The organism is Streptomyces olivaceoviridis, assembly GCF_014650115.1.
Classification (GTDB): Bacteria; Actinomycetota; Actinomycetes; order Streptomycetales; family Streptomycetaceae; genus Streptomyces; species Streptomyces olivaceoviridis.
Genome location: NZ_BMUI01000002.1, coordinates 357,697 through 375,103 on the forward strand (window position 1 = coordinate 357,697; position 17,407 = coordinate 375,103).

15 protein-coding genes are annotated in these 17,407 nt (G+C 72.1%); 3 read left to right on the top strand and 12 right to left on the bottom strand.

The genetic code is table 11. The features are described from left to right. The 7 genes from IE273_RS05420 to IE273_RS05450 all read right to left on the bottom strand — a co-directional run bounded on the left by IE273_RS05420 (window position 1) and on the right by IE273_RS05450 (window position 8,339). Window positions 1-1,215, bottom strand: a complete 1,215-nt coding sequence (locus IE273_RS05420) for a type III PLP-dependent enzyme (protein WP_189813981.1) — start codon at window positions 1,213-1,215, stop codon at window positions 1-3. Next, entirely contained in the window at window positions 1,212-2,501 is a 1,290-nt protein-coding gene (locus IE273_RS05425; protein ID WP_189813982.1) for a DUF6271 family protein, read from the bottom strand. The genes IE273_RS05420 and IE273_RS05425 overlap by 4 nt, the downstream gene beginning before the upstream one ends. After that, window positions 2,498-3,529 (bottom strand): phytanoyl-CoA dioxygenase family protein, encoded by a 1,032-nt coding sequence (locus IE273_RS05430; RefSeq protein WP_189813983.1) that lies wholly within the window; start codon window positions 3,527-3,529, stop codon window positions 2,498-2,500. Before IE273_RS05430 ends, IE273_RS05425 begins: the two co-directional genes overlap by 4 nt. A 105-nt stretch (window positions 3,530-3,634) precedes the next feature. Continuing rightward, window positions 3,635-5,146 carry a glycoside hydrolase family 3 protein gene (locus IE273_RS05435; protein WP_189813984.1) on the bottom strand — a complete coding sequence of 504 codons (1,512 nt, stop codon included), beginning with the start codon at window positions 5,144-5,146 and terminating at the stop codon, window positions 3,635-3,637. A gap of 8 nt (window positions 5,147-5,154) precedes the next feature. Beyond that, window positions 5,155-5,985: a carbohydrate ABC transporter permease gene (locus IE273_RS05440; protein WP_014675604.1), complete on the bottom strand. Its 831-nt coding sequence runs from the start codon at window positions 5,983-5,985 to the stop codon at window positions 5,155-5,157. After that, on the bottom strand, window positions 5,982-6,980 hold the full coding sequence (locus tag IE273_RS05445; protein WP_189813985.1) for a carbohydrate ABC transporter permease: 999 nt from the start codon (window positions 6,978-6,980) through the stop codon (window positions 5,982-5,984). Before IE273_RS05445 ends, IE273_RS05440 begins: the two co-directional genes overlap by 4 nt. Window positions 6,981-7,058: 78 nt before the next feature. Further along, the gene (locus IE273_RS05450; protein WP_189813986.1) at window positions 7,059-8,339 is read right to left on the bottom strand and encodes an extracellular solute-binding protein; all 1,281 of its coding nucleotides are present in this window, start codon (window positions 8,337-8,339) and stop codon (window positions 7,059-7,061) included. Between the two features lie 302 nt (window positions 8,340-8,641). Between IE273_RS05450 and IE273_RS05455 the strand changes: the two genes are divergently transcribed. Next, the gene (locus IE273_RS05455; protein WP_189813987.1) at window positions 8,642-9,460 is read left to right on the top strand and encodes a GntR family transcriptional regulator; all 819 of its coding nucleotides are present in this window, start codon (window positions 8,642-8,644) and stop codon (window positions 9,458-9,460) included. A gap of 19 nt (window positions 9,461-9,479) precedes the next feature. Here the strand turns inward: IE273_RS05455 and IE273_RS05460 are convergent, their stop codons facing one another. From IE273_RS05460 to IE273_RS05470, 3 genes are all read right to left on the bottom strand, one after another. After that, window positions 9,480-9,908: a DUF6299 family protein gene (locus tag IE273_RS05460; protein WP_189813988.1), complete on the bottom strand. Its 429-nt coding sequence runs from the start codon at window positions 9,906-9,908 to the stop codon at window positions 9,480-9,482. 146 nt (window positions 9,909-10,054) lie between these two features. After that, window positions 10,055-10,453, bottom strand: a complete 399-nt coding sequence (locus IE273_RS05465) for a RidA family protein (RefSeq protein WP_189813989.1) — start codon at window positions 10,451-10,453, stop codon at window positions 10,055-10,057. Beyond that, window positions 10,450-11,580, bottom strand: coding sequence for an acyl-CoA dehydrogenase family protein (locus tag IE273_RS05470; RefSeq protein ID WP_189813990.1), 1,131 nt, complete (start codon window positions 11,578-11,580; stop codon window positions 10,450-10,452). Before IE273_RS05470 ends, IE273_RS05465 begins: the two co-directional genes overlap by 4 nt. 208 nt (window positions 11,581-11,788) lie before the next feature. Between IE273_RS05470 and IE273_RS05475 the strand changes: the two genes are divergently transcribed. After that, entirely contained in the window at window positions 11,789-13,381 is a 1,593-nt protein-coding gene (locus IE273_RS05475; protein ID WP_189813991.1) for an AMP-binding protein, read from the top strand. 15 nt (window positions 13,382-13,396) lie between these two features. After that, complete coding sequence (locus tag IE273_RS05480) at window positions 13,397-14,209, top strand: PaaX family transcriptional regulator (RefSeq protein WP_189813992.1); 813 nt, start codon at window positions 13,397-13,399, stop codon at window positions 14,207-14,209. A 13-nt stretch (window positions 14,210-14,222) separates the two neighbouring features. Here the strand turns inward: IE273_RS05480 and IE273_RS05485 are convergent, their stop codons facing one another. Beyond that, window positions 14,223-16,496, bottom strand: a complete 2,274-nt coding sequence (locus tag IE273_RS05485) for a bifunctional salicylyl-CoA 5-hydroxylase/oxidoreductase (RefSeq protein WP_189813993.1) — start codon at window positions 16,494-16,496, stop codon at window positions 14,223-14,225. A 6-nt stretch (window positions 16,497-16,502) separates the two neighbouring features. Then, a complete protein-coding gene (locus IE273_RS05490) occupies window positions 16,503-17,330 on the bottom strand; it encodes an enoyl-CoA hydratase family protein (RefSeq protein WP_189813994.1) in 828 nt (275 codons plus the stop codon). Window positions 17,331-17,407 lie beyond the last annotated feature (77 nt).

Sequence of the window (17,407 nt, forward strand, 5' to 3'; positions counted from 1 at the left end):
TCAGTGGTGTCCTTCCTCGCGGGTGCACTCGGCCGGCAGCGGGCGGACGCCGTTGAACCCCTGGGTCATGTAGCTGCTGGCATAGGCGCCGACGGCGAGGATCCGGACCGGGTCGCCGGAGCGGACGGACCGGGGCACGCGTACCGGGTACCGGCCGCCGCCGTAGGCGTCGTCGCTGTCACAGGTGGGTCCGGCGACGATCGCGGGGACGTGCTCCTCCGTCTCCCGTCCCGGGAAGACCAGCGGGTGGGTGACCTGGTCCATCTCGTACAGGCCGTTGTACTTGCCCACGCTCAGGTACAGCCAGCGGGTCCGCCCGCCGTCCGGCTGTGTCCGTTCGGTCAGCCGGACCACGTGGGCGTGGATCACGCCGTGATCGGCCACCAGGTGGCGCCCCGGCTCCAGCACGAAGTCGAGCGGGGCGGCGGCCAGCGCGTTCAGGTGTTCCATGCCCTCGCGGAGCACGGTGAAGATCTTGTCCAGCGGCGGGTCGAGGGGGTTGCCGCGCCGGTCGAGATAGCCGAGCGCGGGCAGCCCGCCGCCGAGGTTCACATGGTCGGGGACGATCCCCCGCCCGGCCAGCGCCGTCAGGGTCCCGGCGAGGGTGTCCAGGGCCTGCTGCCAGGCCTCGCCGGTCATCTGCTGCGAGCCGACGTGCACGGACAGGCCCGCCGGGACGAGGCCGGCGGCGCGGGCCGTGCTCAGGACGCGGACGGCGTCGTCCGGTGCGCATCCGAACTTGCGGTTCAGGCCCCACAGGGCGCCGTCGCCGCTGGTGGCGAGGCGGCAGAACACGCGGGCCCGGGGCGCGTGCGCGGCGACGGCGGTGACGTCCTCGACGCTGTCGGTGGCGAACGTGCGGACACCGAGGCGGTGGGCCTTGGCGATGTCCTGGTCCGATTTGATGGTGTTGCCGTAGTGGATGTGGTCCGGGTGCGCACCGGCGCGGAGGGCTTGCTCGATCTCGGCGGGGCCGGCCGCGTCGAAGCCGGCGCCCGCGGTGACCAGGGTGCGGAGGACTTCGTCGACCGGGCAGGCCTTGAGTGCGAAGCGGACCCGGGTTCCGGGCAGTTCTTCGAGCAGGGTGTCGTATTGGCGCTCTATGCCGGTGAGGTCGTAGAGGAGGCGGTCCGGGGTGCGACGGAGTGCAGTCGTGCGGCTGTCGGCCCATTGGGGTTGGGCGCGCCGTTCCCCGCGCCCCTTCGGGGCGCTCATGTCCGGGCCGCCTTGATCAGTACCGGCCAGCATTCGGTCAGGTGGGCGAAGTCCTCGATATCCCGTTCGGCCTGGTCGAGCAACCCTCCCCGCTCCGCCCAGAGTCGGTCCGCGAAGGTCGCGTACCGGCCGCCCAGTTTGCGGTAGGCGGTGTCGACCCGGTCCAGGCGCCAGATGTTCTCGGCACGGTCCAGACCCGTGCTCCCGCGGAGCAACTCCACGACCCGGTCGGGCCGGACTCGCTGCCGCTCGTCCAGCAGACCCGCGCCCTCGGCCGCCATCCGGTCGTACACGTCGTGGAAGTACAGCATCGACAGCAGGAACTTCACGAACCGGCGCTGGTAGGCCGGGAAGCCGGTGTCGGTGCGGCGTTCGGGGGTGTGGAAGTTCTCGATGTGGCGATTGTGGAGGATGCCGGGCAGGCGCGCGTCGTGGACGAGGTGGAGGAGGAAGTAGTCGCTGCCGATGGTGTCGGTGGCGGGCGGGAGGGGGACGCGCTCGTACACCGTGCGGTCGAAGGCGACGTTGCACATGTCGACGCGCATGGGGTCGACCAGGGTGAGGGTGGAGTGGTCCCCGGTGAAGGCGGCGGTGCCCGCGCCGGTGAAGGACTCCTCGACCAGCGCGCGTCTGCGGTCCTCCGGCCAGTCACCGGGCGCCCAGAGGCCGACCACGTCGTGGTAGACCGCCTCGTCCAGGCGTCGTATCTCCTCGATGTCCACGGAGAGTTCGCCGATGAAGGAGGCTCCGGCCAGGGAGACCGGGCGGTGGGCCAGTGCCGGGTCGAGGTCGGCGCGGGTGACGGCGGCCGAGGCCGCGGCGGCGGGGCGGCCGAGCCAGGGCAGCTCGTGGTGGACGGGGAACACCGGTCGGCCGGCGTGGAGTTGGTAGGTGCTGTCGGAGTCGCGGCGGTGCACCGAGTGGCAGCCGAGGGCGGCGGCCAGCAGGAAGGCGCGGTTGGTGCAGGCGCCGTAGGAGACGGCGGGCGGGAGCATGAGGCGGAGCAGGCGGTCCGGCTCGGGCAGGTCCGCCTTCCGGATGACCCGGCGCAGGAAGTCCCGCTGGGCCTCCTCGTCGTAGTGGTGGACGGTCACGCCCTGGTGTGCGGGCAGGGCGGCGACCGTGCGGGTGTGCTCGGTCCGGGTGCGGTCGTCGGCGGAGTCCAGGATCAGCAGCCGGACGTCGGCGCCGAACTGCCGGGCGGCGTAGGCGGCTTCGGCGTGCAGGGCGGTGATGGTGGCGGAGCAGGCCCGGTTGGTGGGCAGGGTGAGGCAGACGCGGTTCACCGGGCACCTTCCGCGGCGGCCCAGGAGTCGAGGCCGAGCAGCTTGCGCCCCAGGTCGTTCAGTGCGGCGGGGCCGTAGCGGAGGGCTTCGGGCGCGCGGGCGTCGCCGAGCAGGGTGGCGTTCCAGTCGGGGGTGGCGAGGGTGCGCCAGGACTCCGTGCGGGAGTCGCGCAGAGCCGTGTGCTCCTCCAGCGCGGGCATCATCGACAGGTACTGGACGGCTCGGACAGCGTGGTCGGAGAGGTTGGGCGCCACGCCGTGGGCGAGCAGTCCGTTGAAGATCAGCAGGTCGCCGGCCTGGAGGTCGGGGTGGACCACCGGGAACTCGGCGCGGTCGGTGTTCGGGCGGACCGGGTCGCGGCCGGCCGGCTGGGCGACGCGCCATTCCTCGAAGCGGCGGAAGAGTTCGGGCGCGCACTGGAAGCCGCCGAGTTCGGGGCGGGTGTCGGTGAGGGCGATGATGCCCTGCACGCGCTGCGGCAGGACGGCGAGGGTGGTGTCGACGTCCCAGTGCAGTTCGATGTCGAAGCCCTCGTCGGTGGCTTCGATCAGGGAGCGGGAACGGGTGCGGACATTGGGCGGGTTGAGGTTGAGGCGGTCCAGGGTGACCCACAGTTCCGGGCTGTCCCAGACGTCCACGAAGGCGTCGTAGACGCGCTGGTTCTGCCGGCTGTCCCAGATGAGCTGGTGGTGGTAGGCCTCGACGAAGCCGTAGATGAAGAGGTGGCGGTCGAGTTCGGAGCGGAACTCCGGCTCCTCGTACCAGGTGTCGGGGCGGTCGGGATCGAGTCCCTGGAACTGCCAGGCGAAGTCGAGGAGTTCCTTGGCCTCGCCGGGCGTGATGGCCTCGCGCACGACGACGTAGCCGTACGTCTGCCAGAAGGCGAAGTCCTCCTCGGAGAGCACGCGCAGCGGCTGGGTCTTCTTCAGCTCGCGCAGCGGGGTCGGGGCGAGGTAGGTCTCGCCGTCCGCGCTGAAGTAGGGGCGGCCCGTCGCCGCGCGGTGCAGGAAGGGGTGGGGCGTCTGCATGCGATTCCTCTGGAACTGAAGCACGAAGTAGTGCGGTGGAGATCCGGGAAAAGAGCACGATCGAGTGGGCCGCCCGCTGCGGCGGGCGGCCGGTGAGCCCGTGGGTCAGCCCGCGACGACGGCTTCGGCCGCCGCGACACCGCAGACCCGGGCGGCGCCGTAGGTGGCGATGTGCAGGGCACCGCGCGGCGGGGCCTGGGGCAGGCCCATCTCGACCACGACGGTGTCGGGCCGGGCGGCGAGCAGGGTGTCGAGCGCGGAGCGCATCCAGTCGTGCCGGTGTTCGTCGCGGACCACGGCGACGATCCGTCGGCCCTCGGCCGCGGCGAGGACGGCGGCACCGGCGCCGTCTCCGGTGAAGGAGCCGGAGGTGCTGCCGGGCAGCCGCCGCTCCAGTTCGTCGGCGACGCCCCAGGGGGTCTGGTCGCCGACGGCGATGTTCGGCGCGGGGTTGAACTGGGCGACGTACACCGGTGCGGTGACCGGTGCGGCGGCGCCCGTGCGGGTCACGCTCAGCGCGCGGCGGGCCGCGACCAGGCCGATCTGCGGGTCGGCCGGGGTCCTCTCCGCGTCGCCGCGGGCCGCGACGGTCCAGGCGGCCAGGTCGCGGACCCGGGCCGCCGCGTCGGCGAGCCGTTCCCCGGGCAGTTCACCGGAGCGTACGGCGGCCACGAGCGCGTCCCGGAGCTTCAGCACGGTGCCCTCGTCGCACAGTCCGCCGCCCACGCAGATGGCGTCGGCACCGGCCGCGATGGCGAGGACCACGCCGTGCTCCAGGCCGTAGGTGCCGGCGATCGCCCGCATCTCCATGCCGTCGGTGACGATGAGGCCCTGGTAGCCGAGTTCGCCGCGCAGCAGGTCGGTGAGGACGCGCCGGGACAGGGTGCCGGGGCGGTCGGGGTCCAGGGCGGGGACGAGGATGTGGGCGCTCATGATCGCCCGGGTGCCGGCGGCGATGGCCGCGCGGAACGGGGGCAGTTCCCGCGCGTACAGGGTGTCGGCGTCGACGTCGATGCGGGGTACGGCGTGGTGGGAGTCGACGTTGGTGTCGCCGTGGCCGGGGAAGTGCTTGGTGCAGGCGGCGACGCCGGTGGACTGGAGGCCCTCGACCCAGGCCGCGGTGTGCCGGGCCACCAGGTCGGGGCTCGCGCCGAAGGAGCGGACACCGATGACGGGGTTGTCGGGGTTGGCGTTGACGTCGGCGGAGGGCGCCCAGTCGAAGGTGACGCCGCAGGCGGCCAGGCGCCGGCCGAGTTCGCGGGAGACGGCCCGGGTGAGGTCGGGGTCGTCGACGGCGCCGAGGGCGTGGTTGCCGGGGAAGGAGGAGCCGGTGCGCACGTCGAGGCGGGTGACGTCGCCGCTCTCCTCGTCGATGGCGACCAGCAGGTCGTCGCGTTCCGCTCGCAGCTGCCCGGTGAGGGCGGTGACCTGCTCCTCGCTGACGACGTTGCGGCCGAACAGGGCGACGGAGGCGAGGCCCTCGCCGATGCGGCGGCGCACCCAGTCGGGCGCGGTGGTGCCGTCGAACCCCGGTTGCAGCACCGCGAGGGCGTCCCGGGTCAGGGCGTCGCCCGCGGCGGAGCCGCCGCCGGACGCGGTGGTGGCGATGGTGGTCATCGGGGGCGTCATCCCTTCACGGCGCCGTCGGTCAGACCGCTGACAGCCTTGCGTTGCAGGAAGATGAAGAGGATCAGGATGGGCAGCGCGAACAGGGACGAGGCGGCCATGGTGGCGCCCCAGTCGTCGCCGAAGGCGGTCTGGAACTGGGACAGCCACAGCGGCAGGGTCTGCTTCTCGATGTCCTTGTTGAGGATCAGGACGAGCGGGAACTCGTTCCAGGCGGTGACGAAGCCGAACAGCGAGGTCGCCATCAGACCGGGTGCGAGCAGCGGGAAGATCACCTTGACGAAGGCCTGGGTGCGGGTGCAGCCGTCGACCATCGCCGACTCCTCCAGCTCCTTGGGCACGGCGGCGACATAGCCGCGCAGCGTGAGGAGGGTCAGCGGCAGCACCATCATCGTGTAGAAGACGGTGAGCGGGACCAGACTGTTGAGCATGTCGTTGTCCCGGACGATCAGGTAGATGGCGATGATCATGACCTCCCAGGGGGCCATCTGCGCCAGCATGAACGTCACGATGAGGCCGCGCCGGCCCTTGAACCGCATCCGTGCGAGGGCGAAGGCGGCGAGCAGGGCGATGACGAGCGAGAAGACGACCGACAGGACCGTGACGGTGACGGAGTTGACGACCAGGGTCCAGAAGTGGTCGGCGTCGACGGCCTTCTTGAAGTGTTCGAGGGTGGCGTCGGTCGGGAACCACACCGGGTCCTCGGAGATGATGTCGCCGGTCGGCTTGAAGGCCGTGGCGAACATCCAGTACACGGGGAACACGAAGCCGACGAAGAGGACGACGGCGGTCGCGTTGGGCCAGAAGCGGCCGAAGAGCGAGCGCTTCACAGCTCGTCCTCCTCTTGCTTGAGCACCATGCGCAGGTAGTACGAGGTGATGACGAGCAGGACCAGGATGGTCAGGAAGGAGATGGCGGCGCCGACTCCGAAGTGCTGGTTACCGACGCCTTCGACGTAGGCGTAGATCGGCAGGGTCTCGGTGAGGTGGTCGGGGCCGCCCTCGTTCATCGCGAAGATCTGCGGGAACGCCTTGAAGATCCAGATCACTTCGAGGAAGGTCGTGGCGTACAGGAAGGGCCGCAGGAAGGGCAGGGTCACCGAGGTGAAGCTCTTCCACGCTCCGGCGCCGTCCAGGGAGGCCGCCTCGTACAGCTCCCGGGGGATCGTGGTGGTCGCGGCGTAGAGGTTGATCGCCACGAAGGGTATGGACTGCCAGACGAGGAGCAGGGTGATCACGGCGAAGGTGGAGAACTGGGTCTGGAGCCAGTTATGGTCGGCCATGGAGTGCCAGCCGAGCTTGTCCAGCACCCAGTTGACGACGCCGAAGCGCTGGGCGAACAGCCACTGGTAGACGGTGGTGGCCGCGATGACCGGCATGGCCCAGGCGAGGACGAGACCGACCATCAGCAGCAGCCGCATCTTCGCGCCGAGGCGGGCCAGCAGCAGGCCGACCAGGGTGCCGAACACCATGATCAGTACGACGTTGACGGCGGTGAAGAGGACGGAGCGCTCGACGACGCGCCAGAAGTCGCCGCCGCTCAGCACCTCCTGGTAGTTGTCGACGCCGTTCCACTCCGTGAGGTGCTGGATGAGCTGGCGCGGGTTGAGGTTCTGGAACGACAGCACGCCGTTCTTGACCAGGGGCCAGCCGAGCAGCACCGCGGTGGCCAGCAGCGCGGGCAGCAGGAGCAGGTAGGGGGCGGCGGCTCCGCGCCGGGACGGGGCGCCGGTGGTGCGGCTGTCACCGCGCGGCGGGGCCGGCACCCGGGCCTTGCGGACAGCGGGCTCCCCGGCCGTGTCCGTGCCTTCGGTCTGCACTGACATGAGTTGCCATCTCTTCCGTGGCCGTACGGACGACACTGGTGAGCCGGGGGCGCGAGCGCGGCGCCCCCGGCGCGGTCATCAGTTCTGCTGGGCCAGGCGCTTGTTGATCTCGCCCTCGACCTGCTTGGCGGCGTCCGCCGGGGACTTGCCGTTGAGCACGGCCGTCATGTACGACTTGATCGGGTTCGGGTTGTTCTCCACCGCGCCCCACTCGGGGATCAGCGGGGTGGTGCCACCGACCGCGGCACCCGGAGCGATGGCCTCGGCGACGACGTTGCCCTTGAGGTTGGTCTCCAGGGACTTCTTGTTCGGGATGACGCCGTTGAGCTTGGCCAGTTCGCCCTCGTACTGGTCGGACAGGGCGATCTTCAGGAACTCCTTGGCCAGGGCCTGCTTCTTGCTGCCCTCGGCGACGGCGAGGTTGGAGCCGCCGAGGAAGACGCTCTCGGGCTTGTCCGCGCTCTCGCCGGGGATGGGGAAGTAGCCGAGGTCCTTCTCGATGGCCTTGTTGGCGGTGACGGCCGTACCGGCCTCCCAGCCCATGCCGATGAAGGCGCCGGTCTTGCCCTTGGCGAAGACCTCGGCCTGCTGCGGGGTGGCCTCGTCCTTGTCCTTGGGGGCCTTGGAGTAGGACTGGTACTTCTTGTAGACCTCCATGGCCTTGGCGACCTTGGGGTCACCGAGGTTGGAGACGTACTTGCCGCCGTCCTTCTTCACCAGGTCGGCGCCCTGGCCGATGGTGAGGCCGTCGAAGAAGTACCAGTTCTGGCCGGGCAGGTAGATCGGCTCGGCGTCGGTCTTCTTGCCGATGGTCTCCAGGTCCTTGAAGAACTCGTCCCGGGTCTTCGGGGTGTCCTTGATGCCGGCCTTGGCCCAGATCTTCTTGTTGTAGATGACGACGCGGCTGGTGAAGTACCAGGGCGCGGCGTACTGCTTGCCGTCGTAGACGGAGGACTGCGAGACCGACGGCGTCCAGTCGGCGCCGATCTCCTTCTTCAGGTCGCTCAGGTCGGCGAGGCCGCCGGTGGCCGCGTAGGCCGGGGTCTGGGTGTTGCCGACCTCCAGCACGTCCGGCGGGGTGGACTCGGAGAGCGCGGTGGTGATCTTCTGCTGGATCCCGTCCCACTTCTGCGTCTCGAACTTCAGCTTGGCGCCGGTCTTCTTCTCGAACGCGGCCGTGACGTCCTTGACCCACTGGTCCGGCGTGGAGCCGTCCATCGCCCAGACCGTCAGGGTCTGGCCCTTGAAGCTGTCCGGTCCCGCGTTCTTGCCGCTGTCGTCGCCGTCGTCCCCGCCGCACGCCGACACGGAGACCATCATGCCCGCGATCACGATCGCGGCCGCAAGCTTGCGCTTCACGCCACCCTCCTCAGGGATGCCACTAACCCCCCACGCCCTCGGCGGTGACCTGCGTACGACGCTGTTGCACGTAGGGCTCGGGACCTGGCCACTAATGGTGTAGACCAGTACGGTGGAGCTTGGCCTAGACCTTTTGGAGTGTCAAGGGTGGTCCGGGAAGCCGGTCCGGGCCGTTACGAGAAAGTCACCGGAGCGCGTCCGTCCGCATTCCGGCCCTTTCGCCCGGACCGTTCAGTTGGACTAGACCATAGGACAGTTGGTCGCTATAACGGGAGCCCATCGACACAGCCGGGAAGGCAGGCATGACCACCGACGTCAGCAGCGCCCAGCCGCACAGGGGAGCGTCCGGCCGCACCGCGCGCGTGCCGAAGTACTACCGGATCAAGCAGCAGCTGCTCTCCATGGCCGAGGCGCTGCAACCCGGTTCGGCCATGCCCGCGGAACGTCTGCTCGCCGTCCGGTTCGACACCTCGCGGACCACCGTCCGGCAGGCGCTCCAGGAACTCGTGGGCGAGGGCCGGCTCGACCGGATCCAGGGCAAGGGCACCTTCGTCGCCCAGCCCAAGCTGTACCGCACACTGCACCTCACGTCCCACACCGAGGACATGAGGGCCCAGGGCCTCACGCCCGCCTCGCAGACGCTCGACATCGGGGAGGTCCCGGCGGACGAGAAGCTGGCGGGCCTGCTGGACATCGGGATCGGCGAGAAGGTGCTGCGCATCGAGCGGCTGCGGCTGGCCAGCGGCGACCCGATGGCGATCGAGACGACCCATCTGTCCGTACGCCGCTTCCCCGGACTGCGCCGGTCCCTTGCCACTTACCCGTCGCTCTACACGGCGCTCGCCGAGGTGTACGGCGTCCATCTCGCCGAGGCCGACGAGACCATCGAGACCTCGCTGTCGACCCCGCGCGAGGCACAACTGCTCGGCACCGACGTCGGGCTGCCGATGCTGCTGCTGTCCCGGCACTCGCGGGACGCGGCGGGCACTCCGGTGGAGTGGGTGCGCTCGGTGTACCGGGGTTCCCGCTACAAGTTCGTCGCCGCCCTGCGCCGGCCGGGCGCCCCGGTGGTCCGGCGCAGGACGGCTCCGCCGGACCCGGACGGGACCGGCCGCGCCTGACGGGACGCCGCGCCCGGCGTCACTCCTGGGTGAGCGTGACGGTCCGGTCCGTCATCGCGTGGAACGCCGGCAGCAGGAGGATGCCCGAGGGACGCAGTTCCGTGAGCGTGGCCTCCACCCGTGCCGTCCCCGCCTTCAGCGCCCCGGCCGTGACCTTGCCGGAGTTCTCCCAGCGGTGCTCCGCGCCGTCGCACCGGGCGGTGCCGCCGCCGACGCCGTGCCGGAGACGGGCGTCGCCCTGGCCGACCGAGGAACTGACGAACACCGGGCCGGTGCCGCCGGTGCAGCGGTAGGTGCCGGACAGCGTCACCGTGCCGTCGGGCGCGATCCGGCCGACGGGGTCGACGGTGATCAGCTCGGAGGGGTCGGCGCAGGCCGGGGCGACGGCGGCGCCCAGCAGGGCCGCGGCACCGAGGGCCGCGGCGAGGAGGGGGCGGCGTACGGGCATGGGGTACCTCCCGGTTCCAGAGGTGCGAGGGCTTCCACTGGTACCGGGCGGCCGGACCGGCGGACCTGACCGTCACCCCATCGGTGGCGCGTCATGAAACCGAACGGGCCAGGTCACGCGGGTCGCCGCCGGAGGGCGCCGGGCGACTACGGCAGTACGGCGAACCCGTCCAGCTCCACCAGCGCCCGCTCGTCCCACAGCCGTACGACCTCCACGACGGCCATCGCCGGGTAGTCGCGGCCCGCCGACTCCCGCCAGATCCGGCCGAGTTGCCGTGCGTGGGCGCGGTACGCGGCGACGTCCGTGGCGTAGACGGTGACCCGGGCGAGGTCGGCGGGGGTGCCGCCGGCCGCGCGCAGGGCGGTGAGGAGGTTGCCGAGGGCCTTCGCGAACTGCTCGGGCAGCGTGTCACCGGTGATCTTGCCGTCGGCGTCCAGCGCGGTCTGCCCGGCGAGGAACACCACGCGGGAGCCGGCCGCGACGACGGCGTGCGAGAAGCCCGTGGGCGGGGACAGCCCGGGCGGGTTGACGCGTTCGGTCGTCACCGTGCCTCCTTCTGTGCCGTGGTGTACAACTCCTTGGCGATGATGCCGCGTTGGACCTCGCTGGCGCCCTCGTAGATGCGGGGCGCGCGCACCTCGCGGTAGAGGTGTTCGAGGAGGTGGCCACGGCGCAGGGCGCGGGCGCCGTGCAGTTGGACGGCGGTGTCGACGACGTACTGCGCGGTCTCGGTGGCGAGCAGCTTGGCCATCGCGGCGCGCCGGGGCACGTCGGCGGCCCCGGCGTCGTACGCCGCCGCCGCCGCGTACACCATGAGCCGGGCCGCCTCGGTGCGCAGGGCCATCTCGGCGACCTGGTGGGACACGGCCTGAAGGTCCATCAGCCTGCCGTGGAAGGCCTCGCGCCGGCTGGTGTGGTCCACGGTGGCGTCCAGCGCGGCCTGGGCCATGCCGACCGCGAAGGCGCCGACGCTGGGGCGGAAGAGGTTGAGGGTGCCCATGGCGACGGCGAAGCCGCGGTCGGGCTCGCCGAGCAGATCGGCGGCGGTGACGGGCACGGCGTCGAAGTCGAGGGCGCCGATGGGGTGCGGCGAGATCATCTCCAGCGGGTCGCCGGTGAGTCCGGGCCGGTCGGCGGGGACGAGGAAGGCGCTCACCCCACGGGCGCCGGCGCCGGGCGTGGTGCGGGCGAAGACGGTGTAGAAGTCGGCCTCGGGGGCGTTGGAGATCCAGCACTTGGCGCCGGTGAGCCGCCAGCCGTCGCCGTCCGGCTCGGCAGCGAGGGTGAGCGCCGCCGCGTCCGAGCCGGCGCCGGGCTCGCTGAGCGCGAAGGCGGCGACCGCGCTGCCGTCGGCGACCCGCGGCAGCCAGCGCTCCCGCTGGGCGGGGGTGCCGTGGGCGTGCACCGGGTGGGCGCCGAGCCCCTGGAGGGCGAGGGCGGTCTCGGCCTCGGTGCAGGACCGGGCCAGGGACTCCCGCATCAGGCACAGGTCCAGCGCACCGGAGTCGAACAGTCGCGCGAGCAGGCCGAGCCGGCCGAGTTCGGCGAGGAGCGGCCGGTTGACGCGGCCGGGTTCCCCTCGAACGGCGACCGGGCGCAGCCGTCCGGCGGCCAGCTCGCGCAGCTCGGCGCACCAGGCGGTCTGCTCCGGTCCGAGTGAGAATACGGACACAGCCGGTCCTCCCTCCGGGGCGGGCCCGTGGCCGTCCCCACGCCCTTCCCTACCCACCTCGTGACGTTATCGCGCACAGTTGACTGCCGTCACCAACACGATACGCTGGGGGTCCCCCCTCCGGGGGAGCGCGAGCCCACCAGGAAGCCCGTTCGGACATCCGTCCCGGATGTCGCGGACCTCTGTCACGGCAAGGGGGCGGACCGCCATGCATCGCTCGGCCCACGTCGACACCTTCGCGCGCGACCATCTGCCCCCGCCGCACGAATGGCCCGAGCTGCGGTTCGACCTGCCGGAGCTGCGGTACCCCGACCGGCTCAACTGCGCCGCCGAACTCCTGGACCACGCCGACCCGGCCCGCCCGGTGTTCCACACCCCGGACGGCCCCACCTGGACCTACGGGGAGCTGCGCGCGCGGGTCGACCGCATCGCGCACGTGCTCACCGGCACCCTGGGCGTGGTCCCGGGCAACCGGGTGCTGCTGCGCGGCCCGACCACGCCCTGGCTCGCCGCCTGCTGGCTGGCCGTGCTGAAGGCGGGCGCGGTCGCGGTCACCGTGCTGGCCCAGCAGCGCCCGTACGAGCTGGCGACCCTGTGCGAGATCGCCCGGGTCGGGCACGCGCTGTGCGACATCCGCGTGGTGGACGACCTGGCGAAGGCCGCGGTACCCGGGCTGCGGATCACGACGTACGGCGGTGACACCCCCGACGACCTGCTGCGCCGGCCGGCCCCCGCCGCCCCCTACCCGGCGGTCGACACCGCCTCCGACGATGTCGCCCTGATCGCGTTCACCTCGGGCACGACGGGTCGCCCGAAAGGGTGCATGCACTTCCACCGGGATGTGCTGGCGATAGCCGACACGTTCTCACGGCACGTGGTGCGCCCCCGGGGGGACGACGTCTTCACCGGCAGTCCCCCGCTGGGCTTCACCTTCGGCCTCGGCGGGCTGGTGGTCTTCCCGCTGCGGGCCGGCGCCAGCGCCCTGCTCCTGGAACAGGCGGGTCCCCGGCAACTGCTCCCCGCGATAGCCGAGCACCGCGTCTCCGTCCTCTTCACCGCGCCGACCGCCTACCGCACCATGCTGGAGGAGCTGGACACGTACGACGTCTCGTCCCTGCGGCGCTGTGTGTCGGCCGGCGAGAACCTGCCGACGGCCACCTGGCGGGCCTGGCACGAGCGCACGGGCCTGCGCGTCATCAACGGCATCGGCGCCACGGAACTGCTGCACATCTTCGTCTCCGCCGCCGACGAGCGGATCCGGCCCGGGACCACGGGCCTGCCGGTGCCGGGATGGCAGGCGCGCGTCCAGGACGCCGACGGCAGGCCGGTACCCGACGGCGAGCCCGGCCTGCTGGCCGTACGCGGCCCGGTCGGCTGCCGTTACCTCGCCGATCCCCGGCAGCGGGACTACGTCCGAGGCGGCTGGAACATCACCGGCGACACCTACGTCCGCGACGCCGACGGCTACTTCCGCTACGTGGCCCGCGCCGACGACATGATCATCTCCGCCGGGTACAACATCGCGGGCCCGGAGGTGGAGGAGGCACTGCTGCGCCATCCGGACGTGACCGAGACGGCGGTCGTCGGCCGACCCGACGAGGCCCGCGGCCAGGTCGCGATCGCCTACACGGTGCTGCGCGCCGGGGCCCCGCGCGACGCGGCGGCGCTGCGCGCGTTCCTCACCTCCCAGCTGGCGCCCTACAAGTGCCCGCGCGAGTTCGTCTTCCTCGACGCGCTGCCCCGCACGGCCACCGGCAAGTTGCAGCGGTTCCGGCTGCGCACCGCGGGTGACCAGCAGTGATGACGACGACCTAAAATGATCAACGTGTCCGAGCAGCACGCCCCCAGGTCCCTCATCGTCACGCTCTACGGGGCGTACGGCCGCTACATGCCCGGCCCGGTGCCCGTCGCCGAGCTGATCCGGCTCCTGGCCGCGGTCGGCGTGGACGCTCCCTCCGTACGGTCCTCGGTGTCCCGGCTCAAACGGCGGGGTCTGCTGTCGCCGGCCCGCACCGAGTCCGGCGCCGCGGGATACGGACTCTCCGCCGAGGCACGGCAGTTGCTGGAGGACGGCGACCGGCGCATCTACGCCGGCGCGCCCGTCGCGGACGAGGGCTGGGTGCTCGCGGTGTTCTCGGTCCCGGAGTCGGAGCGGCAGAAGCGGCACGTGCTGCGCTCCCGGCTGGCCGGCCTGGGCTTCGGCACCGCGGCCCCGGGGGTGTGGATCGCCCCGGCCCGGCTGTACGAGGAGACGGAACACACCCTGCGGCGGCTGCGCCTGGACGCGTACGTGGACTTCTTCCGCGGCGAACACCTGGGCTTCGCGGCCACGGCCGAGGCGGTGGGCCGCTGGTGGGACCTGGCCGCGATCGCCAAGGAGCACGAACGTTTCCTGGACGCGCACGCGCCCGTGCTCCAGACCTGGGAACGGCGGCCGGACACCCCGCCCCAGGAGGCGTACCACGACTACCTCCTCGCCCTCGACTCCTGGCGCCACCTCCCCTACACCGACCCGGGCCTGCCCACCCACCTCCTCCCGGCGAACTGGCCGGGCGTCCGCTCGGCCCAGGTCTTCCGCCGCCTGCACGAACGGCTGCGCGACGCGGGCGCGGAGTTCGCGGGGCTGTGACCCCGCTGCGTGCCTAGCGGTCGAGGCTGAGGGAGAGCCGGGGGCGTGGGGCGTCCGTGCGGCCGGTGCGCGGGCGCCGGCTGCCCGCGCGGTAGGGGGCGGGCCAGAGAGCGCCGGGTCCCTCGTAGCCCTGTTCGGCCGCCGCGTGCAGGGTCCAGTGCGGGTCGTACAGGTGCGGCCGGGCCAGCGCGCACAGGTCGACGCGGCCCGCCAGGATCAGCGAGTTGACGTCGTCCCACGAGGAGATCGCGCCGACCGCGATCACCGGGACGCGGACCTCCTGCCGGATCCGGTCGGCGAACGGGGTCTGGTACGACCGCCCGAACTCCGGCCGCTCCTCGGCCACCACCTGCCCGGTCGAGACGTCGATGGCGTCGGCGCCGTGCACGGCGAAGGCGCGGGCGATCTCGACGGCGTCCTCGGCGGTCGTGCCGCCGTCCGCCCAGTCGGTCGCCGAGATCCGGACGGTCATCGGCCGCTCGGCCGGCCACACCGCGCGGACGGCGTCGAAGACCTCCAGCGGGAACCGCAGCCGCTTGTCCAGGGAGCCGCCGTAGGCGTCGGTGCGGTGGTTGGTGAGCGGGGAGAGGAAGCCGGAGAGCAGATAGCCGTGGGCGCAGTGCAGTTCGAGCAGGTCGAAGCCGGCCCGGGCGGCCCGCCAGGCGGCTGCCGCGAACTGCTCGCGGATGTCGGTGAGCTGGGCGCGGGAGAGTTGGCGCGGGATCTGGCTGCCCGGCTTGTACGGCAGCGGGGAGGGGGCGAGGACGGGCCAGTTGCCGCTGGGCAGCGGCTCGTCGATGCCCTCCCACATCAGCTTCGTGGAGCCCTTGCGGCCGGAGTGCCCGAGCTGTACGCCGATCGCGGCGCCCGGGGCCTGGCGGTGCACGAAGTCGGTGACGCGCCGCCACGCCTCGGCCTGCCGCCCGGCGTAGAGGCCGGCGCAGCCGGGGGTGATCCGGCCCTCCTCGCTGACGCACGCCATCTCGGTCATCACGAGGCCGGCCCCGCCGAGGGCCCGTGCGCCCAGGTGGACGAGGTGGAAGTCGCCGGGGACCCCGTCGGTGGCGGAGTACATGTCCATCGGTGAGACGACGACCCGGTTGCGCAGGGTCAGGCCGCGCAGCCGGAACGGCGTGAACATCGGGGGCGTGCCGGGCGGGCAGCCGAACTCGCGCTCCACGGCCGCGGTGAAGCGGGCGTCGCGCAGCCGGAGGTTGTCGTGGGTGACCCGGCGGCTGCGGGTGAGCAGGTTGAAGGCGAACTGGCGGGGCGGCTGGCCCAGGTACAGCCGCAGGTTCTCGAACCACTCCAGGCTGGCCCGGGCGGCCCGCTGGGTGGAGGCGACGACCGGCTTGCGCTCCTCCTCGTAGGCCGCCAGCGCGCCGGGCACGTCCGGCTGTTCCGTCAGGCAGGCGGCCAGGGCGAGGGCGTCCTCGACGGCGAGCTTGGTGCCGGAGCCGATGGAGAAGTGGGCGGTGTGGGCGGCGTCGCCGAGGAGGACGACGTTGCCGTGCGACCAGCGGTCGTTGACCACGGTACGGAAGGTGGTCCAGGCGGACTTGTTGGAGCGCAGGGGGCGTCCGCCGAGCGCGTCGGCGAAGACCTTGGCGCAGCGTTCGACGGACTCCTGGGGGGTGAGTGCGTCGTATCCCGCCGCCCGCCAGACCTCCTCGCGCATCTCGATGATGACGGTGGACGAATCCGCCGCGTAGGGGTAGCCGTGCAGTTGCATCACGCCGTGTTCGGTCTCGGCGATCTCGAAGCGGAAGGCGTCGAAGGGGAAGTCGGCGGCGAGCCAGATGTAGCGGCAGCGGTGTTCGGTCACCTGGGGGCGGAACACGGTCGAGTAGGTCTCGCGGGTGGTGCTGTGGACACCGTCGGCGGCGATGACGAGGTCGTGGTCCTCCGAGAGCCGGTCGACGGGCGGCGCCTCGGTGGAGAACCGCAGTTCCACGCCCAGGGAGCGGCAGCGGGTGTGCAGGATCTCCAGCAGCCGGTGCCGGCCGAGCGCGGCGAATCCGTGGCCGCCGGAGCGGTGCCGTATGCCGCGGCGCACGATGTCGATGTCGTCCCAGCGCACGAAGTCGCGCCGCAGGGCTTCGTAGACGACGGGGTCGGCGTGTTCGATGCCGCCGAGGGTCTCGTCGGAGAGGACCACGCCGAAGCCGAAGGTCTCATCGGGGGCGTTGCGTTCCCAGACGGTGACGTGGCGGGCGGGGTCGAGGCGTTTCAGCAGGGCGGCGGCGTAGAGGCCACCGGGGCCTCCGCCGATGATCGCCACGCGCACCGGACCTCACCTCCCCCGCCACTTCGGCGGGCGCTTCTCCGTGAAGGCCGCGTGGAACTCCGCGTAGTCCTCGCCGTTCATCAGCAGGGCCTGGGTCGAGGCGTCCAGTTCCACCGCCGCCGCCAGGGGCATGTCGAGCTCGGCCGTGAGCAGCGCCTTGGTCTGGGCGTGGGCGAGGGCCGGGCCGTCGGCGAGGCGGCGGGCCAGCCCGGCGGCCGTCTCGTCCGCCCGGCCCTCCTCCGCCAGCTCGCTGATCAGGCCGATGCGCTCGGCCTCGGGGGCCCGCACCGGCTCGCCCAGCATCAGCAGGCGGGTGGCGTGGCCGAGGCCGACGACCCGGGGCAGCAGGTAGGCCGCGCCCATGTCGCCGCCGGACAGGCCGACCCGGGTGAAGAGGAAGGCGAAGCGGGCCGAGGGGTCCGCGATCCGGAAGTCGGCCGCCAGGGCGAGGACCGCGCCCGCGCCGGCCGCCACGCCGTGCACCGCCGCGATCACCGGGAACGGGCATTCGCGGATCGCCCGGACGACCTGGCCGGTCATCCGGTTGAAGTCGAGCAGCTGGGCCGTGTCCATGGCCAGCGTGGCGCCGATGATCTCGTCCACGTCGCCGCCGGAGCAGAAGCCGCGGCCCTCGCCGGCCAGGACGAGGGCGCGCACCGAGCGCTCCCGGGACAGCTCGGCGAGCAGGTCGCGCAGGTCGGCGTAGGCGCCGAAGGTGAGCGCGTTGAGTTTGTCGGGGCGGGCGAGGGTGACGGTGGCCACCCCGTCGGCGATCCCGACCCGCAGGTGGGCCCAGTCGGCGGTGCGGGGGGCGGAGCCGGTGAAGGGACTCATGACGTGCGGCCTCCTAGCGCGGCGGTGCCGTACGTTGCTCTACCCCATGAAGTTATCACCTGTTTGTGACTGTCGTC

What these genes read in the sequence shown, in the direction of transcription:
- IE273_RS05435 (WP_189813984.1), bottom strand. Translation starts at nt 5,146, where the DNA reads ATGACCACCATCGCCACCACCGCGTCCGGCGGCGGCTCCGCCGCGGGC.
- IE273_RS05480 (WP_189813992.1), top strand. Translation starts at nt 13,397, where the DNA reads ATGATCAACGTGTCCGAGCAGCACGCCCCCAGGTCCCTCATCGTCACG.
- IE273_RS05475 (WP_189813991.1), top strand. Translation starts at nt 11,789, where the DNA reads ATGCATCGCTCGGCCCACGTCGACACCTTCGCGCGCGACCATCTGCCC.
- IE273_RS05490 (WP_189813994.1), bottom strand. Translation starts at nt 17,330, where the DNA reads ATGAGTCCCTTCACCGGCTCCGCCCCCCGCACCGCCGACTGGGCCCAC.
- IE273_RS05460 (WP_189813988.1), bottom strand. Translation starts at nt 9,908, where the DNA reads ATGCCCGTACGCCGCCCCCTCCTCGCCGCGGCCCTCGGTGCCGCGGCC.
- IE273_RS05420 (WP_189813981.1), bottom strand. Translation starts at nt 1,215, where the DNA reads ATGAGCGCCCCGAAGGGGCGCGGGGAACGGCGCGCCCAACCCCAATGG.
- IE273_RS05445 (WP_189813985.1), bottom strand. Translation starts at nt 6,980, where the DNA reads ATGTCAGTGCAGACCGAAGGCACGGACACGGCCGGGGAGCCCGCTGTC.
- IE273_RS05455 (WP_189813987.1), top strand. Translation starts at nt 8,642, where the DNA reads ATGACCACCGACGTCAGCAGCGCCCAGCCGCACAGGGGAGCGTCCGGC.
- IE273_RS05430 (WP_189813983.1), bottom strand. Translation starts at nt 3,529, where the DNA reads ATGCAGACGCCCCACCCCTTCCTGCACCGCGCGGCGACGGGCCGCCCC.